Origin of the sequence: Escherichia sp. KTE114 (genome assembly GCF_000407765.1) — a bacterium.
Classification (GTDB): Bacteria; Pseudomonadota; Gammaproteobacteria; order Enterobacterales; family Enterobacteriaceae; genus Escherichia; species Escherichia ruysiae.
Genome location: NZ_KE136626.1, coordinates 1,897,880 through 1,919,876, shown reverse-complemented (window position 1 = coordinate 1,919,876; position 21,997 = coordinate 1,897,880). Strand labels below are relative to the sequence as shown.

Below are 21,997 nucleotides of genomic sequence, written 5' to 3'. Positions count from 1 at the left end.
AACTTAGGCTGCTAATGACTTAATCAACTTCACGAATATCGACACGCAGCTCTTTCGGTACTTCGAAAACAATGTTTTCTTCACGGCCTTCCAGCGGGATGGCTTCGCCACCGCCAAGCTGCTGTAAACGTGCGACTACGTTCTGTACCAGAATATCCGGAGCTGATGCGCCAGCGGTCACACCGACGCATTTCGCTTCTTTCACCCACTCTTCCTGGATATCTGCCGCATCGTCAATTAAAAACGCGCGTTTGCCCATACGCTGTGCCAGCTCCGCCAGACGGTTGGAGTTAGAGGAGTTTTTCGAACCGACCACCAACACAACTTCCGCCTGCTCTGCCAGGGCGCGTACCGCTTCCTGACGGTTAGTAGTGGCGTAGCAGATGTCATCTTTGCGGGGACCGACAATTTTCGGGAAGCGTTTACGCAGCGCGTCGATCACATCAGACGTGTCATCCACCGACAGCGTGGTTTGGGTCATAAAGGAGAGCTTCTCTTCGTTTTTGACCGTCAGTTTCCACACATCGTCCGGCGATTCAACCAGATACATCCCCCCTTCCGGGTTACTGTACTGGCCCATCGTCCCTTCCACTTCCGGGTGCCCTGCGTGACCGATGAGAATAGATTCTTCGCCACGGCGGCTGGCGCGGGCGACTTCCATATGCACTTTGGTCACCAGCGGACAGGTGGCGTCGAATACCGTCAAATCACGGCTTTTCGCTTCGTTACGTACGGCCTGGGAAACGCCATGCGCAGAGAAAATCAGGATCGCGCCGTCCGGTACTTCGCTAATCTGCTCAATAAAAATAGCCCCACGCTCGCGCAGGCTATCAACCACGTAGCGGTTGTGTACCACTTCGTGACGGACATAAATCGGTGCGCCGTAAATGGCCAGCGCGTTTTCAACAATGCTGATAGCGCGGTCTACCCCGGCACAAAAACCACGCGGGTTGGCCAACAGGATCTGCATGTTACGCCTCCAGTGCCGGATCGATTTCCAGCACTTCAATATCAAAATGAACGGTCTGCCCGGCCAGCGGATGGTTGAAATCAACGGTAATGGAGTCGCCGTTAATTTCGCGGATCACACCAGGCATCTCACTGCCATCCATTGCGGTAAAAAGCATAATTGCGCCAATTTCTGGCTCGCCTGCATCCATAAACTCACGGCGGGAGAAGTACTGAATCAGGTCCGGTGACGGCACGCCAAACGCCGCATCTGGCTCCAGCGAGAAGGTGGTTTTATCGCCCACTTTCAGCCCCAGCAGATGTTGCTCCAGCCCTTCAGAAAGAGAAGCATCACCCAGGCGGAACAGCGCCGGTTTACCGTTGTTGCGGGTAGACTCGGCGGTGGTGCCATCGTCGAGTTTTAGCGTGAAGTGCACCAGGACGGCGCTATTGCTCTGTACAGATTCAGACATGCAGGTTTGCTCTTGTATTTGAGGATTTTTGCCGGATGCGGCCTACGATTTCGCAGCAATCGGTAGGCTGCATCCGGCAGGTTTTATTATTGTTTTTTCGCTTTCGAAGGCAAAAAACCTTCCAGCACAATCAATGCCGCACCGACACAGATTGCAGTATCGGCGAGGTTGAAGGTGGCGAAATGCCAGTCGCCGACGTAGAAGTCGATCATATCGACCACAAAGCCGTGCCACAGGCGGTCGAACAGGTTGCCCAGCGCGCCGCCAATAATCAGCGCGTAAGCGATATTGTTTAGCTTCTGCGTGGCCTTCGAGCGATACATCATCACTGCAAGGATCACGCTAATACCAATCGCAATACCGGCAAAGAACCAACGCTGCCAGCCGCCGCTATCGGCAAGGAAACTAAACGCCGCGCCATAGTTACGCGCATAATGCAGATTAAGCGACGGGAACAGCGGGACCGTATCCCCCAGAGCAAAGTTCTGGAGGATCAGGTATTTGCTGCCCAGATCGATAATCAGCACGACTACCACCAGCCACAGCCAGCGCAGCCCTGTTGAACAGATCGATTGACTCATCAGGCAAACTTACGTTTTTCACCGTCACCGGCGACGTTGCTGACACAGCGGCCGCAGATTTCTGCGTGTTCCGCCACCTTGCCGACATCCTGGGTGTAGTGCCAGCAGCGTGGGCACTTCTCACCTTCGGCTTTACTCAACGCGACTTTCAGCCCTTTGAGTACTTCGCTCTGCTGAGCATCAGCAGGTGCGTCGTTATAGTCTGCAACGGTAGCGCCGGAGGTCAACAGGACAAATCGTAATTCATCGCCCAGCGCGGTCAGTTTCGCCGCCAGTTCCGGTTCTGCATACAAGGTTACTGCCGCTTCCAGCGAGCCACCCACTTTCTTGTCGGCACGCGCTTGCTCAATGACTTTGTTCACTTCGCCACGCACTTTCAACAGCTCGTCCCAGAACGCATCGTTCATCGCTTCACTGTCTGCCAGACCAAACAGGCCTTCGTACCACTCACCGGTGAAGACGTATTTTTCACGTTCGCCCGGCAGGTAGCCCCACACTTCATCAGCGGTGAAGGAGAGGATCGGCGCCATCCAGCGAACCAGCGCTTCTGCGATGTGATACAGCGCAGTCTGGCAGCTACGACGCGCAACGCTATCCGCTTTCGCGGTGTACTGACGGTCTTTGATGATGTCGAGGTAGAAGGACCCCATCTCAACGGAACAGAAGCGCATCAAACGTTGTACCACTTCGTGGAAATCGTATGCTTCGTACGCCTTGATGATGTCTTCCTGAGCCGCTTTCGCACAACCCACGGCCCATCTGTCCAGTACCACCATCTCTTCCGGTTTCACCATATCTTTTGCCGGATCGAAACCATTGAGGTTTGCCAGCAGGAAGCGTGCGGTGTTACGGATACGACGATAGCTGTCAGCAGCACGTTTCAGGATCTCGTCAGAAACGGCCATTTCGCCGGTGTAGTCGGTTGATGCCACCCACAGACGCAGAATATCCGCGCCCAGTTTGTTCATCACATCCTGCGGCGAAACGGTGTTGCCGATGGATTTAGACATCTTGCGACCCTGACCATCCACGGTAAAGCCGTGAGTCAGTACCTGACGATACGGCGCTTTGCCCTTCATCGCGGTGGAGATCATCAGGGAAGACATGAACCAGCCACGGTGCTGGTCTGAACCTTCCAGATACATATCCGCTGCGTGACCGGCAAATTCCGGACGCACGTCAACAACGGAAGAGTGGGTAGATCCGGAGTCAAACCACACGTCCAGCGTATCCGGCACTTTCACGTACTGGTCAGCTTCGTCGCCGAGGATCTCTTTCGCATCGAGATCCCACCACGCCTGGATGCCGTCAACTTCAACGCGTTTAGCGACTTCTTCCATCAGTTCGAGGGTACGCGGATGCAGCTCTTCAGTGTCTTTGTGCACGAACAGCGACATCGGTACGCCCCAGGTACGCTGACGGGAGATACACCAGTCAGGACGGTTAGCAACCATCGACTCGATACGCGCCTGGCCCCAGTCCGGGATCCACTGCACGCCTTTGATCTCTTTCAGTGACTGTGCACGCAGACCTTTCTGATCCATGCTGACGAACCACTGCGGGGTTGCGCGGAAGATGATCGGCGTTTTGTGACGCCAGCAGCACGGATAGCTGTGCTGCATTTTCTCAACGTGCAGCAGCGCGCCTTTTTCCTGTAGCAGCGCAACGACGATATCGTTCGCTTTAAAGACGTTCACACCATCCAGAGTCGGGTAAGTACCCGGCAGATAAGTGCCGTCCGGGCCAACCGGGTTAGCGGTTTCCAGGCCATATTTCTGCCCAATCACATAGTCGTCCGGGCCGTGGCCAGGCGCGGTGTGAACAGCCCCCGTACCGGCATCCAGCGTAACGTGATCGCCGAGGATTGCCGGAACGTCGAAGCCCATAAACGGATGGGTAAAGCGCAGCAGTTCCAGCTCCGCACCTTTTACCGTGCCGAGAATGGTGTAATCGGTCACGCCGATACGCTGCATTACGCTTTCAACCAGATCTTTCGCCAGAATCACGGCCTGACCGTCGATCTGCACCAGCGCATAGTCGAAATCAGGTGCAATGGAGATTGCGCGGTTTGCAGGCAGAGTCCACGGCGTAGTAGTCCAGATAACCAGCGAGATTGGGCCGTTAACGTTGCTGACGGCAAATTTCGCTTTCAGCGCATCCTGATCGACTGCCTGGAAAGCAACGTCGATGGACGGAGAGGTTTTGTCGTAATACTCAACTTCCGCTTCAGCCAGCGCAGAACGGCAGTCAACGCACCAGTGTACCGGCTTCGCACCTTTGTGCAGGTGACCGTTGCCGATGATTTTGCCCAGCGCGCGGATGATATTGGCTTCAGTTTTGAAGTCCATGGTCAGGTACGGGTGCGACCAGTCGCCCAGCACGCCCAGACGGATAAAGTCTTTGCGCTGACCGTCAACCTGGGTCGCAGCGTATTCGCGGCACTTGGCGCGGAACTCGGCGGCGGTGAATTTCTCACCCGGCTTACCGTATTCTTGCTCTACTTTCAGCTCGATCGGCAGACCGTGACAGTCCCAGCCAGGCACATATGGCGAGTCATAACCGGAAAGCCCTTTGGACTTGATGATTATGTCTTTCAGAATCTTGTTAACCGAGTGACCAATATGAATGCTGCCATTCGCATATGGAGGGCCATCATGCAGAATGAAGGTTTTTTTGCCTTTTTTAGCCGCACGAATGATGCCGTACAGATCATCATCAGTCCAACGCGCCAGCATTCCCGGTTCGCGCTTGGCGAGATCGCCACGCATCGGGAACCCTGTTTCCGGCAAATTCAGGGTTGATTTATAGTCACTCATCAGATTCTCGGTTCCGTATTTCGGTTTGATTACATAACAGGCTTAAGCCGGTTTTGTTAGCCCAAAAAATTCGCGGGCGGTTAATTCATCACGCGCAATCTGCGCCTTCAGTTCGTCCAGCGACGCAAATCGCTGCTCACTGCGTATTTTTTTACGCAGCACTACTTGTATATGGCGACCGTACAGGTCCATTACAACATCTAACAAATGCACTTCCAGCTGCTGGCGGATACCTGCAACCGTTGGGCGCGTGCCGATGTTTGCAACGCCGGGTAACGGCTTTTCACCGAGGCCCAGCACTTCCACCGCATAAACCCCTTTCACCGGGGAGACCTGACGGCGTAGCGGTACATTCGCCGTCGGGAAACCAATGGTGCGCCCTAACTCATCACCGTGGACAACGCGCCCGGAGATGGCAAACGGGTGCCCCAATAAACTTTCCGCCAGAGCAAGGTTGTCATCTGCCAATGCCTGACGCACAGCGGTACTGCTGATACGCACGCCGCCTTCGCAAAAAGTTTGCGTACTGGTGATGTCGAAGCCGTATTCCGCGCCAGCTTTCTGTAATAACAAGAAATCACCTTCACGACCAGCGCCAAAGCGGAAATCATCACCAACAGCCAGAAATTTTACCCGCAAATGCTTTACCAGTAGATCGCTGATAAAGTTTTGCGCCGTCAGCGCCGCAAAACGCCTGTCGAAACGCACGCACAGCACATACTCCACGCCGCACTCTGCGAGGTAACGCAGTTTTTCCCGCAGTCGGGTCAGACGTGCCGGGGCTTTATCGGTAGCAAACAGTTCCAGCGGTTGAGGCTCAAAAAGCATCACCATCACCGGTAAGTTGCGCTTGCGCCCTTCTTCCTGCAACCCCTGCAACAGCGCGCGATGACCGCGATGCACGCCGTCGAAATTACCAATAGTCAGCACACACCCTTCTTGCGGGGCCTGGCTGAGATTATGTATGCCGCGTATCAGCTTCATGTCTGGCTCAAAACAGTGAAAATCGTCCGAGTATACCTTGTACAGCGGTCAAGGTTAACCGGCGATTGAGTACTGAAATCAGAAAGAAGTGGCTTTTCATTGCCATGGCGCAAATCACGGTAAGAAACTAACGACCTGCTGCAATTTTATCGCGGAAAAGCTGTATTCACACCACGCAAGCTGGTAGAATCCTGCGCCATCACTACGTAACGAGCGCCGCCATATTAACGGCGCTTATTTGCACAAATCCATTGACAAAAGAAGGCTAAAAGGGCATATTCCTCGGCCTTTGAATTGTCCATATAGAACACATTTGGGAGTTGGACCTTGGCTAATATCAAATCAGCTAAGAAGCGCGCCATTCAGTCTGAAAAGGCTCGTAAGCACAACGCAAGCCGTCGCTCTATGATGCGTACTTTCATCAAGAAAGTATACGCAGCTATCGAAGCTGGCGACAAAGCTGCTGCACTGAAAGCATTTAACGAAATGCAACCGATCGTGGACCGTCAGGCTGCTAAAGGTCTGATCCACAAAAACAAAGCTGCACGTCATAAGGCTAACCTGACTGCGCAGATCAACAAACTGGCTTAATCGCCTTTTGTTGTCAGCTTTGTAAAAAAACCCGCGTAAGCGGGTTTTTTTATGTCTCCAGCAGGCCAAAACTGCAGCCTGCAAAGTACGAATGGTTATTTCGCGGCTGGCGTAAACAGCGCAGAGTAATCAGCATTGCAAATACGCTGTACCGCAGGGTGTTGAATCATCCTTTCGGCAAAAATCGCATGGTATTCTTCCATGACGTTCTCAACTCGCCCTATCTCCACAACCGAATTATCATTATAAAAATCATTGGCATACAGCGAAGGCGCAACGAAAATAGCGTTATGCGTCGCCCCAAAGGCTTTCATCAACGCCGCATCATCAAACTCCCCCAGAATTTCCACGTTTAAGCCCTGAGAGTTAAACCAGTTTAATAGCTTGCGTCCCAACATTGAGCGACGCCCCGGAATAAGTAAACGACGCTCTTCCAGACAGGCAGGAAACGGCTTTTCCGGCAGCGGGTTAGTGCACCAGAAACTGACGCCACACTCGCCAATTTTCATGGAAAACAGCCCTTCTTGTTGGGTGGAGTCGATCGGACAGTCAGAGATGATCATATCCAGCTTATGCTGACTCAACTGCTCTAACAGCATCTCGTGCGTCGATTCGAAACAGCGTAGATGGATCTGCTCGTCTTCTACGACTGCGGCATCCAGAACACTGCTGACCAGGCGTTTGGAAAGGGCATCTGCCACACCAACATCAAACAATAAGTTGGACTCTTTGCGATAGTTGACGATATCCAGCATTTCCTGGCTTAGCGTGAACATTTTATCGGCATAGCGATAGACCAGTTCCCCCAGTTCACTGGGTTCCAGACCGCGTCCTTTACGCTTAAATAATTTCCCTTGCAGGCGCTCTTCCAGCGCCCGGATCTGTCCGGTAATGGTTTGTGGTGTTAAATAAAGCGCCTCCGCTGCGCCAACCACAGAGCCTTCTTTGTAGACATGCCAGAAGTAATACAAGTGGTTGTAATTGATATGAGACATGCTCATTTCTCTCCCTGATAAGAATGAAAAGGGAGCCATTTATGGCTCCCCGGAACATCGTCCAGTCAAACTGATGGACGTAAGCGAATGCGTAACCAGCTATATCCAATTACCGCCGAAGAGATTGAGCCAACCAGAATGCCCAATTTCGCCCAGTTAATCAGTTCTGGATCTACGCTACCAAAGGCCAGGCTGGCGATAAAGATAGACATAGTAAAACCGATACCACACAGGATACCAACCGCCATAATTTGCTGATAAGTGGTTCCCTCCGGCAAATGCGCCAGTTTCAAACGCAGCGCCAGCCAGCAGAACAAACTAATACCCAACGGCTTGCCAATCAGCAAACCGGCGATGATCCCTAATGGCAGGATGGAGGTCAGGCCATCCAGCGTCACGCCTTGCAGAGAAACGCCGGCATTGGCAAAAGCAAACAGCGGCAAAATCAGATAAGCCACCCACGGATGCAATACATGCTCCAGGCGCTTCGCCGGAGAACGTCCATGCTTCTCTTTCAATGGAATAAAGAAACCGACAATGACGCCTGCCAGCGTTGCGTGGACGCCTGATTTCAACACTGCAGTCCACAACACCACGCCGACCAGAATATAAACGCCCGTGCGGCGAACACCACAAATGTTCAGCACCGCGAGCACCGCAATTGCTACCGCTGCAACGCCAAGAGAGGCCATCGACAAGTCATTAGTGTAAAACAAGGCGATGATAATGATGGCTCCAAGATCGTCGATAATAGCCAGTGCCATCAAAAAGATCTTCAGTGCTAACGGTACACGGCTTCCCAATAACGCCAGGACACCGAGGGCAAAGGCAATATCAGTCGCCGCCGGGATTGCCCACCCTTCACGAGTGATAGGATCGGCGTAGTTAAAGGCCAAATAGAGCAATGCCGGGACAATCATCCCGCCGATTGCGGCAATAACCGGAAACGCAGCCTGGCGTAAACTGGCCAGCGATCCTTGCATCAGCTCGCGTTTAACTTCCAGACCAACTAACAGGAAAAATATCGCCATTAGCGCGTCATTTATCCATAACAGCATGTTTTTATTGATTTCAAGAGAACCTACCCGCAGCTGAACCGGCGTCTCAAGAAAGTCGTGATACCATCCACTGGTTGCACCGCTGTTGGCCATAATCATCGCCAGAACAGCGGCAATGATGAGAATAATGCCTCCCGAGGCATCACTGCTAAAGAATCGATGCAGATGTTTCACTTTTTATTTCTCTTTCAGGTGAATAGATCGTTTTTACTATTTTACTCTGCACGAATCATCGTTAAAATCAGATTATAGTGTAGGAATAATTCGCTTTTAACGATCTATAAAGAAGATTGCATCACCAGCAGAGGGAGTGTTTTTGGCGCCCGAAAGCGGTGGCTGATGACCTCAAGCCCTGATAATCATAGCTTAATGTCAAGATTTCTGAGGGGTTTATTCGGAATAAGTAATAATTAATTTGCAATAAACCGGAGCTGTTTGTTAAGGCGATATTTCAAATATCTCCAATTTATCGTCAATAATCGCAATAAAAAGCTAAATCAACGTTAAATAATTGAATCATTTAAAAATTACGCCATAAAAATGCGAGGCGTCTTCAGGATTAGAATCGATAAAACAGAATGGATTAAAGAGAGCAGTATAATAGCGGCGGGTGCTTGAGGCTGTCTGTCTCAGGCATTAGCTAGATGGCAGATAGAGAAAAGCCCCGAGTGATATTTTACCATCAACCCGAGGCCCCCTATATGCAGAACACATGTAGAGTGCCTCTTACTGACCGTAAGGTCAAGGAGAAGAGAGCAATGAAGCAGCATAAGGCGATGATAGTCGCCCTGATCGTCATCTGTATCACCGCCGTAGTGGCGGCGCTGGTAACGAGAAAAGACCTCTGTGAGGTTCACATCCGAACTGGCCAGACGGAGGTTGCTGTTTTCACGGCTTACGAATCCGAGTAAGAGCAACGGCGGGGAGCGATCCCCGCTACTTTACAGGTGCCCGCATATCTTCAACGCACCCTATTTTTTTTACCCTGGCCTGCCCACGGGCAGGCCAGGGTAAATTAGCGAGTCAGGTCGTCAAAAAACTTCTTCACGCCATCAAAGAAGCTCTTTGAGCGCGGGCTATTGTGTTCGCCGGTTGGGCCACCGAAGCTTTCTTGCAGCTCTTGCAGCAGCTGTTTCTGCTTCTCGTTCAGACCTACCGGTGTTTCGACGACAACACGGCACAGCAAATCGCCCTGTGCACCGCCGCGAACAGACTTGACGCCTTTACCGCGCATACGGAACAACTTACCGGTCTGCGTTTCGCCTGGCACTTTCAGTTTTACGCGACCATCAAGGGTCGGCACTTCGATTTCACCGCCCAACGCCGCCATTGCGAAGTTGATCGGTACTTCGCAATACAGGTTGTTGCCTTCACGTTCGAAAATCGGGTGCTGTTTAACCTGAACCTGAACGTACAGATCGCCTGCCGGTGCGCCATGTTCGCCTGCTTCACCTTCGCCCGCAAGACGGATGCGGTCTCCAGTATCCACCCCTGCCGGGATTTTAACGGACAGCGTTTTGCTACGCTCAACACGACCATGACCATGGCATTTGTTGCACGGATCTTTGATAAGCGTACCGCGCCCCTGACAGTGCGGACAGGTCTGCTGTACAGCGAAGAAGCCCTGGCGCATCTGCACCTGACCAGAACCATGACAGGTCGGACAGGTCTGCGGCTGCGTACCTGGTTTTGCACCGCTACCGTGGCAAACGTCACACTCTTCCAGAGTCGGAATGCGGATCTCTTTGGTCACGCCACGTACAGCTTCTTCGAGGGTGAGCTCCATGTTATAGCGTAAATCAGCACCACGCGCCGCACGTTGACGACCACGTCCGCCGCCAAAAATATCGCCGAAAACGTCACCAAAAATATCGCTGAAGTCTGCGCCGCCGCCAAAACCGCCGCCGCCCATGCCGCCTTGCTCAAACGCCGCATGACCGTACTGATCATATGCCGCGCGTTTTTGCGAGTCGGTCAGAACTTCATAAGCTTCCTTGATCTCTTTAAATTTCGCCTCGGCCTCTTTGTCACCCTGGTTACGGTCCGGGTGATATTTCATGGCCAGGCGTTTATAGGCCTTTTTGATTTCACGCTCTTCCGCTGTTTTGGAAACGCCTAAAATCTCGTAATAATCTTGCTTAGCCATTTTTTTTGATTTGCCCCTAGATGAATGCACGGGCGGAGAGGAAAATCCCCTTCGCCCGTGTCAGTATAATTACCCGTTTATAGGGCGATTATTTTTTGTCTTTGACTTCTTCAAACTCGGCGTCGACAACATCGTCATCTTTCGCGTTGTTTGCAGAAGCATCAGCACCGGCAGTCTGCTGCTGTGCATGTTGCTGCTGGGCGATTTCCATCAGTTTCTGGGAAACCTGTGCCAGTTCCTGCATTTTCGCTTCGATAGCGGCTTTGTCTTCACCTTTCAGAGCAGTTTCCAGTGCAGTCAGCGCAGACTCGATAGCAGTTTTGTCGTCAGCCGGCAGTTTGTCGCCAGCTTCTTCAACCTGCTTACGGGTGCTGTGCAGCAGATGGTCGCCCTGGTTGCGAGTCTGTACCAGCTCTTCAAACTTACGGTCTGCTTCGGCGTTAGCTTCCGCGTCGCGTACCATTTTCTGGATTTCATCTTCGTTCAGACCAGAAGAAGCCTTGATGGTGATCTTCTGCTCTTTACCGCTGTTTTTGTCTTTTGCGGAAACGTGCAGGATACCGTCAGCATCGATATCGAAGGTAACTTCGATCTGCGGCATACCGCGCGGAGCCGGGTTGATACCATCCAGGTTGAACTGACCCAGAGATTTGTTATCAGCCGCACGTTTACGTTCACCCTGCAGCACGTGGATGGTTACCGCAGACTGGTTGTCTTCAGCGGTAGAGAACACCTGACTGTGCTTGGTCGGGATAGTGGTGTTTTTCGCGATCAGCGTCGTCATCACACCACCCATGGTTTCGATACCCAGAGACAGCGGGGTAACGTCCAGCAGCAGTACGTCTTTCACGTCGCCAGTCAGTACACCACCCTGAACGGCAGCACCGATTGCCACAGCTTCGTCCGGGTTAACGTCTTTACGCGGCTCTTTACCAAAGAACTCAGCAACTTTCTTCTGAACCATTGGCATACGAGTCTGACCACCAACGAGGATAACATCGTCGATATCAGATACGGACAGGCCAGCGTCCTGCAGAGCAACTTTCAGCGGCTCAATGGAACGGTTCACCAGGTCTTCGACCAGGCTTTCCAGTTTCGCACGAGTCACTTTGATGTTCATGTGTTTCGGACCGGTCGCGTCTGCAGTGATGTACGGCAGGTTAACGTCGGTCTGCTGAGCGGAAGACAGTTCGATTTTCGCTTTTTCTGCCGCTTCTTTCAGGCGCTGCATTGCCAGCGGATCGTTGCGCAGGTCAATGCCCTGATCTTTCTTGAATTCTTCAACCAGGTAGTTGATCAGACGGCTGTCGAAGTCTTCACCACCCAGGTGAGTATCACCGTTGGTTGCCAGAACTTCGAAGGTTTTTTCGCCGTCAACTTCGTCGATTTCGATAATGGAAATATCGAAAGTACCACCACCCAGGTCATAAACCGCGATAGTACGGTTGCCAGTACCTTTGTCCAGACCGTAAGCCAGCGCAGCTGCGGTCGGTTCGTTGATGATACGTTTTACTTCCAGACCAGCGATACGGCCCGCGTCTTTGGTTGCCTGACGCTGAGCATCGTTAAAGTATGCCGGTACGGTGATAACAGCTTCAGTTACCGGTTCACCCAGGTAATCTTCAGCGGTTTTCTTCATTTTTTTCAGCACTTCAGCAGAAATCTGCGGCGGTGCCATTTTCTGGCCTTTAACTTCGACCCATGCGTCGCCGTTATCAGCAGCAATAATTTTGAACGGCATGATGGAAACATCACGCTGTACTTCTTCGTCCTGGAAGCGGCGGCCAATCAGGCGTTTAATCGCAAACAGGGTGTTTTGCGGGTTCGTCACTGCCTGACGTTTAGCCGGCTGACCAACCAGAGTTTCACCATCCTGGGTATAGGCAATGATAGAAGGCGTGGTGCGATCGCCTTCGGCGTTCTCCAGCACGCGAGGAGTGGTGCCATCCATAATCGCTACACAAGAGTTGGTAGTACCCAGGTCGATACCAATTATTTTACCCATCTAAACGTCTCCACTATATATTCGGTCATCATGTGGTTGTGAGTCTGTAATAGGGGCGAAACGTCTGGTTTCAACTGCCCAATTTCATTTTTTTGCAGACTCACTCACTGCGGTTGACTACTAAATGGGGTCGTAACCCACGTCATCAAGGGGGAGATGCAAAAATTTTTTGTGCTTTTGCGCAGAAATTTCGCGATATGGCAGGACAAGACGTGAAACTGACAGCAATTTATTCATATAAAGAATGAATCGCAGCCAAGACATTCATCAAAAAATTGTAATAAAAAGAAAATATTACGTGCCTGAATCTTCTCTTTATCAGCAGTAAACTAGTGGGTATTCATCCCCCTACCTCTTCCCGCTAAGAGAATCTTAATGAAATCCATTTTTATGATTTCCGCCAGCCTCGTGCTCGGCCTGATGCTGTGCTGCACCGCGCAGGCCAACGACCATAAAATCCTCGGCGTCATTGCCATGCCGCGTAACGAGACCAACGATCTGACGTTGAAACTCCCCGTTTGCCGCATTGTAAAACGCATACAACTCACTGCCGATCATGGCGATTTACAGTTAAGTGCCGCGTCGGTTTATTTCAAAGCAGCCCGTAGCGCCAGCCAAAGCCTGAACATTCCGGCTGAAATCAAAGAAGGGCAAACCACCGGCTGGATCAACATTAACAGCGATAACGACAACAAACGCTGCGTGTCAAAAATCACCTTTTCCGGTCATACGGTGAACTCATCGGATATGGCCACGCTGAAAATTATCGGCGACGACTAACCTTTTAATACAGAAGCCACAATGACATGAACGTCAACTATCTACATGATTCAGACTTAGATTTTCTACAGCATTGCAGCGAAGAACAGCTGGCAAACTTTACCCGCTTACTCACTCATAATGAAAAAGGCAAAACCCGCCTGTCCAGCGTATTAATGCGCAACGAACTGTTTAAATCGATGGAAGGGCATCCCGAGCAGCATCGCCGCAACTGGCAGCTAATTGCTGGGGAATTACAACATTTTGGCGGCGATAGCATCGCTAACAAACTGCGCGGACACGGCAAACGGTATCGCGCTATTTTACTCGATGTCTCCAAACGGCTGAAACTGAAAGCCGATAAAGAGATGTCTACCTTTGCAATTGAGCAACAGTTACTCGAACATTTTCTGCGCAATACCTGGAAGAAAATGGACGAGACGCATAAAAAGGAGTTTTTGCAGGCCGTCAACGCAAAGGTTAACGAACTGGAAGAGCTGCTGCCGTTATTGATGAAAGACAAACAACTGGCCAAAGGCGTGTCGCATCTGCTTTCCAGCCAGCTGACCCGCATTTTGCGTACCCACGCTGCGATGAGCGTGCTTGGGCATGGTCTGCTACGCGGCGCGGGTCTGGGAGGGCCGGTGGGTGCAGCATTAAATGGGGTTAAAGCCGTTAGCGGCACTGCCTTTCGGGTGACAATTCCAGCAGTGTTACAAATCGCCTGTCTGCGGCGAATGGTTAGCGCCACTCAGGTCTGATACGTGACACAGGGGAAAATTTTCATTTTCCCCTCAAAAGATCATAGACACTGCCCCACTGGCTGATTATTATGCCGCGCCCTGAAAACACTACAGTTATTCAGGGAAATTATTTCACCATTCATTCGATGATGATTTTTGAGGAATTATGGGCAACACTAAGTTGGCTAATCCGGCACCGCTGGGCCTGATGGGCTTCGGCATGACCACCATTCTGCTTAACCTGCACAACGTGGGTTATTTCGCCCTGGACGGTATTATTCTTGCTATGGGCATCTTCTACGGCGGCATCGCGCAAATTTTTGCCGGTCTGCTGGAGTACAAAAAAGGCAATACTTTCGGTTTAACCGCCTTTACCTCTTACGGTTCTTTCTGGCTGACGCTGGTTGCGATTCTGCTGATGCCGAAACTGGGTCTGACCGATGCGCCAAATGCGCAGTTCCTTGGTGTCTACCTGGGTCTGTGGGGCGTGTTTACGCTGTTTATGTTCTTCGGCACGCTGAAAGGCGCACGCGTTCTGCAATTCGTTTTCTTCAGCCTGACCGTGCTGTTTGCCCTGCTGGCTATCGGTAATATTGCCGGTAACGCTGCAATCATCCATTTCGCAGGCTGGATTGGCCTGATTTGCGGTGCCAGCGCAATCTATCTGGCGATGGGTGAAGTGCTGAACGAGCAGTTTGGTCGCACCGTTCTGCCGATTGGTGAATCCCACTAATTGTTTGAGATCCCCCCGTTCGGGGGGATTTTTTTATTCGCTCACTTCGCGTCTTGCACTCTTCGGTCTGAATGCAGCAACCACTTCTGGTGCCGTTTCAACGTATGGCCCTTCCAGCAACTGAATGCAGTACGGTACGCTGGCAAAAATACCGTGCACCACAACGTTACCCTCAGCGTCCTTCACACCTTCCAGCGTCTCTTTAATAGACTTCGGCTGACCGGGTAAGTTAAGGATCAGTGCCTGTTTACGAATCACGCCCACCTGGCGCGAAAGGATCGCCGTCGGCACAAAATGCAGGCTAATCTGGCGCATCTGTTCACCAAAGCCCGGCATCTCGCGGTCAGCTACTGCCAGCGTTGCATCAGGCGTCACGTCACGGCGCGCCGGCCCAGTCCCTCCCGTAGTGAGTACCAGATGGCAACTCATTTCATCCACCAGCTCACACAGGGTTTGTTCAATGATCGCCTGCTCATCAGGGATTAAGCGGGTTTCCAGCTCAAATGGCGTTGTCAGTGCTGATGTCAGCCATTCTTCCAGTGCAGGGATGCCTTTATCCTGATAAACGCCGCTGGACGCGCGATCAGAGATGGAAACTAAGCCGATACGTAAAGTATTCATCAAGATTTTTCCGTTTAAACAGTCTCGTTAAACAGAATGATACACTGCGAAGGGAGTGACAGACAGGCTTCAGAAGAGGTAGCGTGACCGACTTCCCGGTCACGCTAAGAATGATTACAGCAGATCGCCGATCATTTTTTCCAGTTTTTCCTGGTCAACAGCAAACTTACGGATACCTTCCGCCAGTTTATCTACTGCCATTGGATCCTGGTTGTGCTGCCACAGGAACTCGGACTCGGTGATACGCGCCGGACGCGCTTTCACTTCGCCGGTGTAAGACAGTTTACGTTCGATAGCCCCTTCGCTCTCAGCCAGCTCTTTCAGCAGTGCCGGTGCAATGGTCAGACGGTCGCAGCCTGCCAGTTCCAGAATTTCGCCGATGTTACGGAAGCTTGCGCCCATAACCACGGTTTCATAACCGTGCTCTTTGTAGTACTGGTAGATTTCCGATACAGATACCACGCCCGGATCTTCTGCCGGAGCGTACTCTTTCTTATCGGTATTGGCTTTGTACCAATCCAGAATACGACCAACGAACGGAGAGATCAGGAACACACCCGCTTCCGCACAAGCACGCGCCTGAGCGAAGGAGAACAGCAGAGTCAGGTTACAGTTGATACCTTCTTTTTCCAGCTGTTCAGCAGCACGGATACCCTGCCAGGTAGACGCCAGTTTGATCAGAATACGATCGTTGCTGATGCCCGCATCGTTGTAGAGTTTGATCAGGCGTTTTGCTTTCGCAATTGACGCTTCAGTGTCATAAGAAAGACGCGCATCAACTTCAGTGGAGATACGGCCAGGAACCAGTTTCAGGATTTCCAGACCAATGTTTACGGCCAGTTTGTCAGTCGCGTCCACGATTTGCTGTGCGCGATCGTTGCTCTGCTGTTTCGCCCATGCGACAGCATCATCAATCAACTTGCGGTATTCCGGAATCTGCGCTGCATTAAGAATGAGAGAAGGGTTGGTTGTGGCATCCTGCGGTTGATACAGCTTCATTGCCGCGATGTCCCCAGTGTCGGCCACTACAGTGGTGTACTGACGAAGGGAGGTCAATTTGTCCGTCATGATAGTATTTCTCTTTAAACAGCTTGTTAGGGGGATGTAACCGGTCTGCCCTGATGATATCACGACGCAACGACAGCGCAACCGCAGACGAGAGGGTTATAGCCAGGCGAGACTGTTTAGGTTTTCTGACACTGCGTTGATATCGCTCGCCATTTTTAAACAAAAACTCGAGTATGCTACCCAAGCGTTATCTACCAATGCACATCGTATATAATTCTTAATCAATTGGTAACGTTTACACAGGAATGTAACCGCGTGCCGGCGACAAGAGGGATACGAATGCCTGATTTTTTCTCTTTTATTAACAATGTTCTATGGGGATCAGTGATGATTTACCTGCTCTTCGGCGCAGGTTGCTGGTTCACTTTTCGCACCGGATTCGTTCAGTTTCGCTATATTCGCCAGTTTGGCAAAAGTCTCAAAAATAGCGTTCATCCCCAACCGGGTGGCTTAACCTCTTTTCAGTCACTGTGCACCAGTCTTGCCGCGCGCGTCGGCAGCGGTAACCTCGCAGGCGTTGCGTTGGCCATTACTGCCGGAGGGCCAGGTGCCATCTTCTGGATGTGGATTGCCGCGTTTATCGGCATGGCGACCTCTTTTGCAGAATGTTCCCTTGCCCAGCTTTATAAAGAACGTGACGCTAATGGGCAGTTTCGCGGTGGTCCAGCATGGTATATGGCGCGTGGATTGGGGATGCGCTGGATGGGCGTGCTATTCGCTATCTTTTTGCTCATTGCCTACGGATTGATTTTCAGCGGTGTTCAGGCAAACGCCGTTGCCCGCGCGATGAATTTTGCGTTTGATGTTCCACCATTAGTAACTGGCATCATTCTCGCCGTCTTTACCCTGTTGGCGATAACCCACGGTATTCATGGCGTAGCCCGACTGATGCAATGGTTTGTCCCCGCGATGGCATTAATCTGGGTACTCGCCAGTCTGGTCATTTGTGCGATGAATATCGAGCAACTTCCTCACGTCATTTGGTCTATTTTTGAAAGCGCCTTTGGCTGGCAGGAAGCGGCAGGCGGCGCGGCGGGCTACACCCTGAGTCAGGCGGTTACAAACGGCTTTCAGCGCAGTATGTTTTCTAATGAGGCGGGAATGGGTTCGACACCAAACGCAGCGGCGGCAGCGGCATCCTGGCCGCCGCATCCGGCTGCGCAAGGCATTGTCCAGATGATTGGCATTTTCATCGACACCCTGGTCATCTGCACGGCGAGCGCCATGCTGATATTACTGGCCGGAAACGGTACAACCTATATGCCGCTGGAGGGTATACAACTTCTCCAGAAAGCGATGCGAGCACTAATGGGTTCCTGGGGGGCAGAGTTTGTCACAATAGTGGTAATTCTGTTTGCCTTCAGCTCCATCGTCGCCAATTACATTTATGCAGAAAATAATCTTTTCTTTTTACGCCTGAACAGCCCCAAAGCGATCTGGTGCCTGCGTATCTGCATCTTTACCACCGTGATTGGTGGCACGCTACTTAGCCTACCCATGATGTGGCAACTGGCTGATATTATTATGGCATGTATGGCGATCACTAATCTGACCGCTATTTTGCTGCTCTCTCCGGTAGTGCATACCATTGCCAGTGATTATCTTCGCCAGCGTAAACTTGGTGTGCGTCCGGTGTTTGATCCACTGCGCTACCCGGATATCGACCAGCAACTCGCGCCTGATACGTGGGATGATGTTTCGCGGGACTAATCACAACTATCGATCAATTCATCCGCTTTTTTTGCTACAGTCGCTGTAAATTTCCTGCAAGGACTGGATATGCTGATTCTGATTTCACCTGCGAAAACGCTTGATTATCAAAGCCCGTTGGCTACCACGCGCTATACGTTGCCGGAGCTGTTAGATCAATCACAGCAGCTTATTCACGAAGCGCGGAAGCTGACGCCCCCGCAGATTAGCACGCTGATGCGCATCAGCGACAAACTGGCGGGTATCAACGCCGCTCGCTTTCATGACTGGCAGCCAGATTTCACGCCAGAAAATGCCCGACAGGCGATTCTGGCGTTCAAAGGCGATGTCTACACCGGTTTACAGGCCGAAACCTTCAGTGAAGACGATTTCGCTTTTGCCCAGCAGCATTTGCGTATGCTTTCCGGTTTGTATGGCGTATTGCGCCCGCTCGATTTAATGCAGCCATATCGTCTGGAGATGGGTATCCGTCTTGAAAACGCCCGAGGCAAAGATCTGTACCAATTCTGGGGTGATGTGATCACCAACAAGCTGAACGAGGCGCTCGAAGCGCAAGGCGATCAGGTAGTGATTAATCTGGCGTCAGATGAGTATTTTAAATCAGTGAAACCGAAGAAACTGAATGCTGAGATTATCAAGCCGGTGTTCCTCGATGAGAAGAACGGTAAGTTTAAGGTTATTAGCTTCTACGCTAAGAAAGCGCGTGGCCTGATGAGTCGTTTTATTATTGAAAATCGCCTGACCAAACCAGAGCAACTGACTGGTTTTAATAGTGAAGGTTACTTCTTCGATGAAGCCAGCTCCAGCAATGGCGAACTGGTGTTTAAACGCTACGAACTGCGTTAAGTTTGTGGTAAATGCCGGATGCGGCGTAAACGCCTTATCCGGTCTACAAAACATGTAGATTCAATATATTGTAGAGATCACGTAGGCCTGATAAGCGTAGCGCATCAGGCAATTTGGCGTTTGTCATCAGTCTCAAATGCCGGAGGTCATCCGGCATTTATATTTACCGATGGTGACTGTCCGGACCTGGACGATGATCGCCGCCGTGATCGTGTCGATGATCTCCACGGTGATCATTTCGATGATCATTATACCAATTATGACGCGGCGATCCGTGTGGGTGCCAGCGATTGTCTCGCCATTCATAATTTCGATACCACCAGTCACGGTCACGCCAGTAACCGCCATCCCAGTAGTAACCACGGTGGTCGCGATCGCCAATCTGTAATGTCACTGATGGTACTAGCATTATTTCCCCAGCCTGCGCTGCCATAGGAGCGACCAGAATCAGGGAAAGTGCGAGTAGGATAGGTTGCATCTTTTTCACAGGTGACTCCTTTTATCATTGCCAGTTATGGGCCGATATCAGGAGCTTACGGTAAAAGAATCCCCGTTGTCATTCTCTACAATTGAAAGAGCTAAGTTACCGCATTTATTGAAAATTTCTCCTTTTTTTCTGTCGATTTTTCTCATGTTTTCTCCATAAAAAAGCCGAACTGCATAAACGCAAGTCCGGCCATTTTCAGGAAATTAATGGATACTACTTATGATTCATCATCAGCTTGCGCAACGCGGCGAAATCGGCGGGCAGATTATGAGAAAGCAGCGGTAATTCAGCTCGTTCTGCCAGCTCTTTTGGCAGCGCCAGCGATTCACCGAGAATCGCTTCCACACTCTCTTTAAACTTCGCCGGATGTGCGGTGCCGAGGAACAGACCATATTCGCCTGGATGCAACTGGTCACGCAGCGCACGGTAAGCCACAGCAGCGTGCGGTTCTGAGGTATAGCCCAGCTCTTTTAACTCGCGCATCGTCTGTTGCGTGGTTTCATCATCCACCGCTGCATAACCCAGCTCTTTCAGTTGCCAGACTTTCCGGCGGAACAACTCTTCCACACGCGGCCAGTTATTCGGCTGGCTAACATCCATCGCATTGGATAACGTCGCCTGGGTGGCTTTTGGCGACCACTGCCCGTCGTGCAGGAAACGCGGCACTGTATCGTTCACGTTAGTGGCAGCGATAAAACGCTTCACCGGCAGACCGAGAGATTTCGCCAGCAGGCCTGCCGTCAAATCGCCGAAGTTACCGCTCGGCACCGAGACAACCAGCTGGTTGCGCGCTTCCTGCGGCAACTGCGCCACAGCTTCAAAGTAGTAGCAAATTTGTGCCAGCAATCGGCTGATGTTAATGGAGTTAGCGGAGTTTAACCCCAGCGCCACTTTCAGTTCTTCATCATCAAACGCCTGCTTCACCAGAGCCTGACAGGCATCGAAATCGCCGTCGATGGCAACGGTTTCAATATTGCCACCCAGCGTACAGAACAGCTTTTCTTGCAGGGGACTGATTTTGCCGCGTGGATAGAGGATAACCACTTTTACATTCGGTAAACCGTAGAAAGCGTGAGCCACTGCCGCCCCGGTATCGCCGGAGGTTGCAGTCAGAATGGTCACTGGCTTATCGCCCGCTATGTGGGTCAGCATTTGCGCCATAAAGCGACCGCCGAAATCTTTAAATGCCAGCGTTGGCCCGTGGAACAGTTCCAGACAACCGACATCGCTTTCAACTTTGGCAACCGGAGCCGGAAAGGCAAACGCCGCGCGCACGCGCTCTTCCAGTACGTCCTGCGGGATCTCATCACCAATAAACGCTGAGAGGATCTTCGCGCTGCGAGTGACAAAATCCAGCTTCAGCATCTCATCAATTTCGGTCAGACTAAATTCCGGTAGGTCGTGCGGAAAAAACAGCCCCTGATTTTTGCCCAACCCCTGCGTTACGGCTTGCGCAAAGCTGACCTGCTCGTTGTGATCTTTCAGATTGTAGAGTTTCATTTATTTTTCCAGTACTCGTGCGCCCGCCGTATCCAGCCGGCAAATATGAACAAAACCTTCCTGATTTTGCAGATAGTTCTTACCCAACCAGTCGGCAACGCGCTGGGCGGTATCCGGCTTGTCACACAAAGCGAACAAGGTCGGACCGGAGCCAGAGATACCGCTCGCTACCGCGCCGATTTCCGCAACCGCCTGCCGCGCCTGCCGGAAGCCAGGCAGTAACCGTTCACGGTAGGGTTCAGCGATAACATCTTTCATCAGCTTCGCGGCAAGCTCAGGCTGACGGGAATAGCAGGCGTGAATGAAGCCTGCCAGATGTCGCCCGTGCGCAATGCAATCCTGGCGGCGATACTGCGCCGGTAATATCGCTCGTGCTTCTGCTGTCGAGACTTTAATCCCCGGATATGCCAGCACCCACAGCCATTCATCAAACCCCGGCACCTGCTGACTGATGATGCCGTTTTCTTCGATCATCAACTGCATACCACCAAGAAAGCATGGTGCCACGTTGTCGTAATGAATGCTGCCAGAGATACGCCCTTCCAGCTCGCCCATCAAGGCCAGTAAGCGGGTATCATTGAGCGGCTTGCCGCAGTGTTCATTCATCGCTACCAGTGCCGCGACCACCGAACAGGCGCTGGAACCTAAGCCAGAACCGATCGGCATATTCTTTTCCAGGGTCATCGCCACTGGAATTTGCTTGCCCAATTCCTGGCAAAAACGCTCCCAGCACTGATAAACGATATTTTCTCGTGGCTCTGACGGTAGCTTGTCGGCAAACCGCCCAAGGTTGTTGAGACTGAATGTCTCTGCCGCATCAACCGTCACCACATCCCCAAGCAACTCGCCATCAACAGGCGTTACCGCCGCGCCGAGCACATCAAACCCAACGCTCATATTGGCACTGGAAGCCGGAGCATAAACTTTAACCAT

General features: G+C 51.6%; 21 protein-coding genes and 1 pseudogene. 7 read left to right on the top strand and 15 right to left on the bottom strand.

Annotated elements, in window-relative coordinates:
* Positions 1–19: 19 nt before the first annotated feature.
* From ispH to WC5_RS25285, 6 genes and pseudogenes are all read right to left on the bottom strand, one after another.
* Complete coding sequence (ispH, locus tag WC5_RS11715; RefSeq protein ID WP_001166391.1) at positions 20–970, bottom strand: 4-hydroxy-3-methylbut-2-enyl diphosphate reductase; 951 nt, start codon at positions 968–970, stop codon at positions 20–22.
* Position 971: 1 nt separating this feature from the next.
* The gene (fkpB, locus tag WC5_RS11720) at positions 972–1,421 is read right to left on the bottom strand and encodes an FKBP-type peptidyl-prolyl cis-trans isomerase (RefSeq protein WP_000004655.1); all 450 of its coding nucleotides are present in this window, start codon (positions 1,419–1,421) and stop codon (positions 972–974) included.
* Positions 1,422–1,507: 86 nt separating this feature from the next.
* Complete coding sequence (gene lspA, locus WC5_RS11725; protein WP_000083369.1) at positions 1,508–2,002, bottom strand: signal peptidase II; 495 nt, start codon at positions 2,000–2,002, stop codon at positions 1,508–1,510.
* Positions 2,002–4,818: an isoleucine--tRNA ligase gene (gene ileS, locus WC5_RS11730; protein WP_001286817.1), complete on the bottom strand. Its 2,817-nt coding sequence runs from the start codon at positions 4,816–4,818 to the stop codon at positions 2,002–2,004. The genes lspA and ileS overlap by 1 nt, the downstream gene beginning before the upstream one ends.
* 42 nt (positions 4,819–4,860) lie before the next feature.
* On the bottom strand, positions 4,861–5,802 hold the full coding sequence (ribF, locus tag WC5_RS11735) for a bifunctional riboflavin kinase/FAD synthetase (protein ID WP_000767340.1): 942 nt from the start codon (positions 5,800–5,802) through the stop codon (positions 4,861–4,863).
* A gap of 7 nt (positions 5,803–5,809) precedes the next feature.
* Positions 5,810–6,027, bottom strand: a pseudogene (locus WC5_RS25285) (DUF2575 domain-containing protein).
* Between the two features lie 102 nt (positions 6,028–6,129).
* On the opposite strand from WC5_RS25285, the gene rpsT reads away from it, so the two are divergent.
* Positions 6,130–6,393 (top strand): 30S ribosomal protein S20, encoded by a 264-nt coding sequence (gene rpsT / locus WC5_RS11740; RefSeq protein ID WP_001274019.1) that lies wholly within the window; start codon positions 6,130–6,132, stop codon positions 6,391–6,393.
* A gap of 95 nt (positions 6,394–6,488) precedes the next feature.
* Here the strand turns inward: rpsT and nhaR are convergent, their stop codons facing one another.
* A complete protein-coding gene (gene nhaR / locus WC5_RS11745; RefSeq protein ID WP_000062880.1) occupies positions 6,489–7,394 on the bottom strand; it encodes a transcriptional activator NhaR in 906 nt (301 codons plus the stop codon).
* Positions 7,395–7,453: 59 nt separating this feature from the next.
* Entirely contained in the window at positions 7,454–8,620 is a 1,167-nt protein-coding gene (gene nhaA, locus WC5_RS11750) for a Na+/H+ antiporter NhaA (RefSeq protein ID WP_000681376.1), read from the bottom strand.
* 584 nt (positions 8,621–9,204) lie between these two features.
* On the opposite strand from nhaA, the gene mokC reads away from it, so the two are divergent.
* Positions 9,205–9,357 carry a type I toxin-antitoxin system toxin MokC gene (mokC, locus tag WC5_RS0122215; protein WP_000809168.1) on the top strand — a complete coding sequence of 51 codons (153 nt, stop codon included), beginning with the start codon at positions 9,205–9,207 and terminating at the stop codon, positions 9,355–9,357.
* 104 nt (positions 9,358–9,461) lie between these two features.
* Here mokC and dnaJ read toward each other — a convergent pair whose 3' ends face one another.
* Both dnaJ and dnaK read right to left on the bottom strand, forming a co-directional pair.
* Positions 9,462–10,592, bottom strand: a complete 1,131-nt coding sequence (dnaJ, locus tag WC5_RS11755) for a molecular chaperone DnaJ (RefSeq protein ID WP_001118464.1) — start codon at positions 10,590–10,592, stop codon at positions 9,462–9,464.
* An 88-nt stretch (positions 10,593–10,680) separates the two neighbouring features.
* Entirely contained in the window at positions 10,681–12,597 is a 1,917-nt protein-coding gene (gene dnaK / locus WC5_RS11760; protein WP_000516135.1) for a molecular chaperone DnaK, read from the bottom strand.
* Positions 12,598–12,972: 375 nt separating this feature from the next.
* Between dnaK and WC5_RS11765 the strand changes: the two genes are divergently transcribed.
* The 3 genes from WC5_RS11765 to satP all read left to right on the top strand — a co-directional run bounded on the left by WC5_RS11765 (position 12,973) and on the right by satP (position 14,832).
* Positions 12,973–13,377, top strand: coding sequence for a DUF2541 family protein (locus WC5_RS11765; protein WP_000835565.1), 405 nt, complete (start codon positions 12,973–12,975; stop codon positions 13,375–13,377).
* 26 nt (positions 13,378–13,403) lie between these two features.
* Complete coding sequence (msyB, locus tag WC5_RS11770) at positions 13,404–14,117, top strand: acidic protein MsyB (protein WP_001102346.1); 714 nt, start codon at positions 13,404–13,406, stop codon at positions 14,115–14,117.
* Positions 14,118–14,265: 148 nt separating this feature from the next.
* Complete coding sequence (gene satP, locus WC5_RS11775; protein ID WP_000528538.1) at positions 14,266–14,832, top strand: acetate uptake transporter; 567 nt, start codon at positions 14,266–14,268, stop codon at positions 14,830–14,832.
* A gap of 33 nt (positions 14,833–14,865) precedes the next feature.
* On the opposite strand, the gene mog is transcribed toward satP, so the two are convergent.
* Together mog and tal are read right to left on the bottom strand one after the other, a co-directional pair.
* Positions 14,866–15,453, bottom strand: a complete 588-nt coding sequence (mog, locus tag WC5_RS11780; protein WP_001094685.1) for a molybdopterin adenylyltransferase — start codon at positions 15,451–15,453, stop codon at positions 14,866–14,868.
* A gap of 114 nt (positions 15,454–15,567) precedes the next feature.
* On the bottom strand, positions 15,568–16,521 hold the full coding sequence (gene tal, locus WC5_RS11785; RefSeq protein WP_000130187.1) for a transaldolase: 954 nt from the start codon (positions 16,519–16,521) through the stop codon (positions 15,568–15,570).
* Positions 16,522–16,800: 279 nt separating this feature from the next.
* Here tal and WC5_RS11790 point away from each other — a divergent pair, with 279 nt between their 5' ends.
* The gene (locus WC5_RS11790) at positions 16,801–18,231 is read left to right on the top strand and encodes an alanine/glycine:cation symporter family protein (protein WP_001112544.1); all 1,431 of its coding nucleotides are present in this window, start codon (positions 16,801–16,803) and stop codon (positions 18,229–18,231) included.
* Between the two features lie 69 nt (positions 18,232–18,300).
* Positions 18,301–19,077: a peroxide stress protein YaaA gene (gene yaaA / locus WC5_RS11795; RefSeq protein WP_000906165.1), complete on the top strand. Its 777-nt coding sequence runs from the start codon at positions 18,301–18,303 to the stop codon at positions 19,075–19,077.
* A gap of 163 nt (positions 19,078–19,240) precedes the next feature.
* Here yaaA and WC5_RS11800 read toward each other — a convergent pair whose 3' ends face one another.
* The 3 genes from WC5_RS11800 to thrB form a co-directional block, all read right to left on the bottom strand.
* Positions 19,241–19,555 (bottom strand): DUF2502 domain-containing protein, encoded by a 315-nt coding sequence (locus tag WC5_RS11800; protein ID WP_194309646.1) that lies wholly within the window; start codon positions 19,553–19,555, stop codon positions 19,241–19,243.
* Positions 19,556–19,777: 222 nt separating this feature from the next.
* The gene (gene thrC, locus WC5_RS11805) at positions 19,778–21,064 is read right to left on the bottom strand and encodes a threonine synthase (RefSeq protein WP_000781036.1); all 1,287 of its coding nucleotides are present in this window, start codon (positions 21,062–21,064) and stop codon (positions 19,778–19,780) included.
* Complete coding sequence (thrB, locus tag WC5_RS11810) at positions 21,065–21,997, bottom strand: homoserine kinase (protein WP_016231571.1); 933 nt, start codon at positions 21,995–21,997, stop codon at positions 21,065–21,067.

Excerpts from the sequence above, each read along its gene's own strand:
- ispH (WP_001166391.1), bottom strand. The coding sequence starts at position 970 with ATGCAGATCCTGTTGGCCAACCCGCGTGGTTTTTGTGCCGGGGTAGAC.
- fkpB (WP_000004655.1), bottom strand. The coding sequence starts at position 1,421 with ATGTCTGAATCTGTACAGAGCAATAGCGCCGTCCTGGTGCACTTCACG.
- lspA (WP_000083369.1), bottom strand. The coding sequence starts at position 2,002 with ATGAGTCAATCGATCTGTTCAACAGGGCTGCGCTGGCTGTGGCTGGTG.
- ileS (WP_001286817.1), bottom strand. The coding sequence starts at position 4,818 with ATGAGTGACTATAAATCAACCCTGAATTTGCCGGAAACAGGGTTCCCG.
- ribF (WP_000767340.1), bottom strand. The coding sequence starts at position 5,802 with ATGAAGCTGATACGCGGCATACATAATCTCAGCCAGGCCCCGCAAGAA.
- nhaR (WP_000062880.1), bottom strand. The coding sequence starts at position 7,394 with ATGAGCATGTCTCATATCAATTACAACCACTTGTATTACTTCTGGCAT.
- mokC (WP_000809168.1), top strand. The coding sequence starts at position 9,205 with ATGAAGCAGCATAAGGCGATGATAGTCGCCCTGATCGTCATCTGTATC.
- dnaJ (WP_001118464.1), bottom strand. The coding sequence starts at position 10,592 with ATGGCTAAGCAAGATTATTACGAGATTTTAGGCGTTTCCAAAACAGCG.
- dnaK (WP_000516135.1), bottom strand. The coding sequence starts at position 12,597 with ATGGGTAAAATAATTGGTATCGACCTGGGTACTACCAACTCTTGTGTA.
- WC5_RS11765 (WP_000835565.1), top strand. The coding sequence starts at position 12,973 with ATGAAATCCATTTTTATGATTTCCGCCAGCCTCGTGCTCGGCCTGATG.
- msyB (WP_001102346.1), top strand. The coding sequence starts at position 13,404 with ATGAACGTCAACTATCTACATGATTCAGACTTAGATTTTCTACAGCAT.
- satP (WP_000528538.1), top strand. The coding sequence starts at position 14,266 with ATGGGCAACACTAAGTTGGCTAATCCGGCACCGCTGGGCCTGATGGGC.
- mog (WP_001094685.1), bottom strand. The coding sequence starts at position 15,453 with ATGAATACTTTACGTATCGGCTTAGTTTCCATCTCTGATCGCGCGTCC.
- tal (WP_000130187.1), bottom strand. The coding sequence starts at position 16,521 with ATGACGGACAAATTGACCTCCCTTCGTCAGTACACCACTGTAGTGGCC.
- WC5_RS11790 (WP_001112544.1), top strand. The coding sequence starts at position 16,801 with ATGCCTGATTTTTTCTCTTTTATTAACAATGTTCTATGGGGATCAGTG.
- yaaA (WP_000906165.1), top strand. The coding sequence starts at position 18,301 with ATGCTGATTCTGATTTCACCTGCGAAAACGCTTGATTATCAAAGCCCG.
- WC5_RS11800 (WP_194309646.1), bottom strand. The coding sequence starts at position 19,555 with ATGCAACCTATCCTACTCGCACTTTCCCTGATTCTGGTCGCTCCTATG.
- thrC (WP_000781036.1), bottom strand. The coding sequence starts at position 21,064 with ATGAAACTCTACAATCTGAAAGATCACAACGAGCAGGTCAGCTTTGCG.
- thrB (WP_016231571.1), bottom strand. The coding sequence starts at position 21,997 with ATGGTTAAAGTTTATGCTCCGGCTTCCAGTGCCAATATGAGCGTTGGG.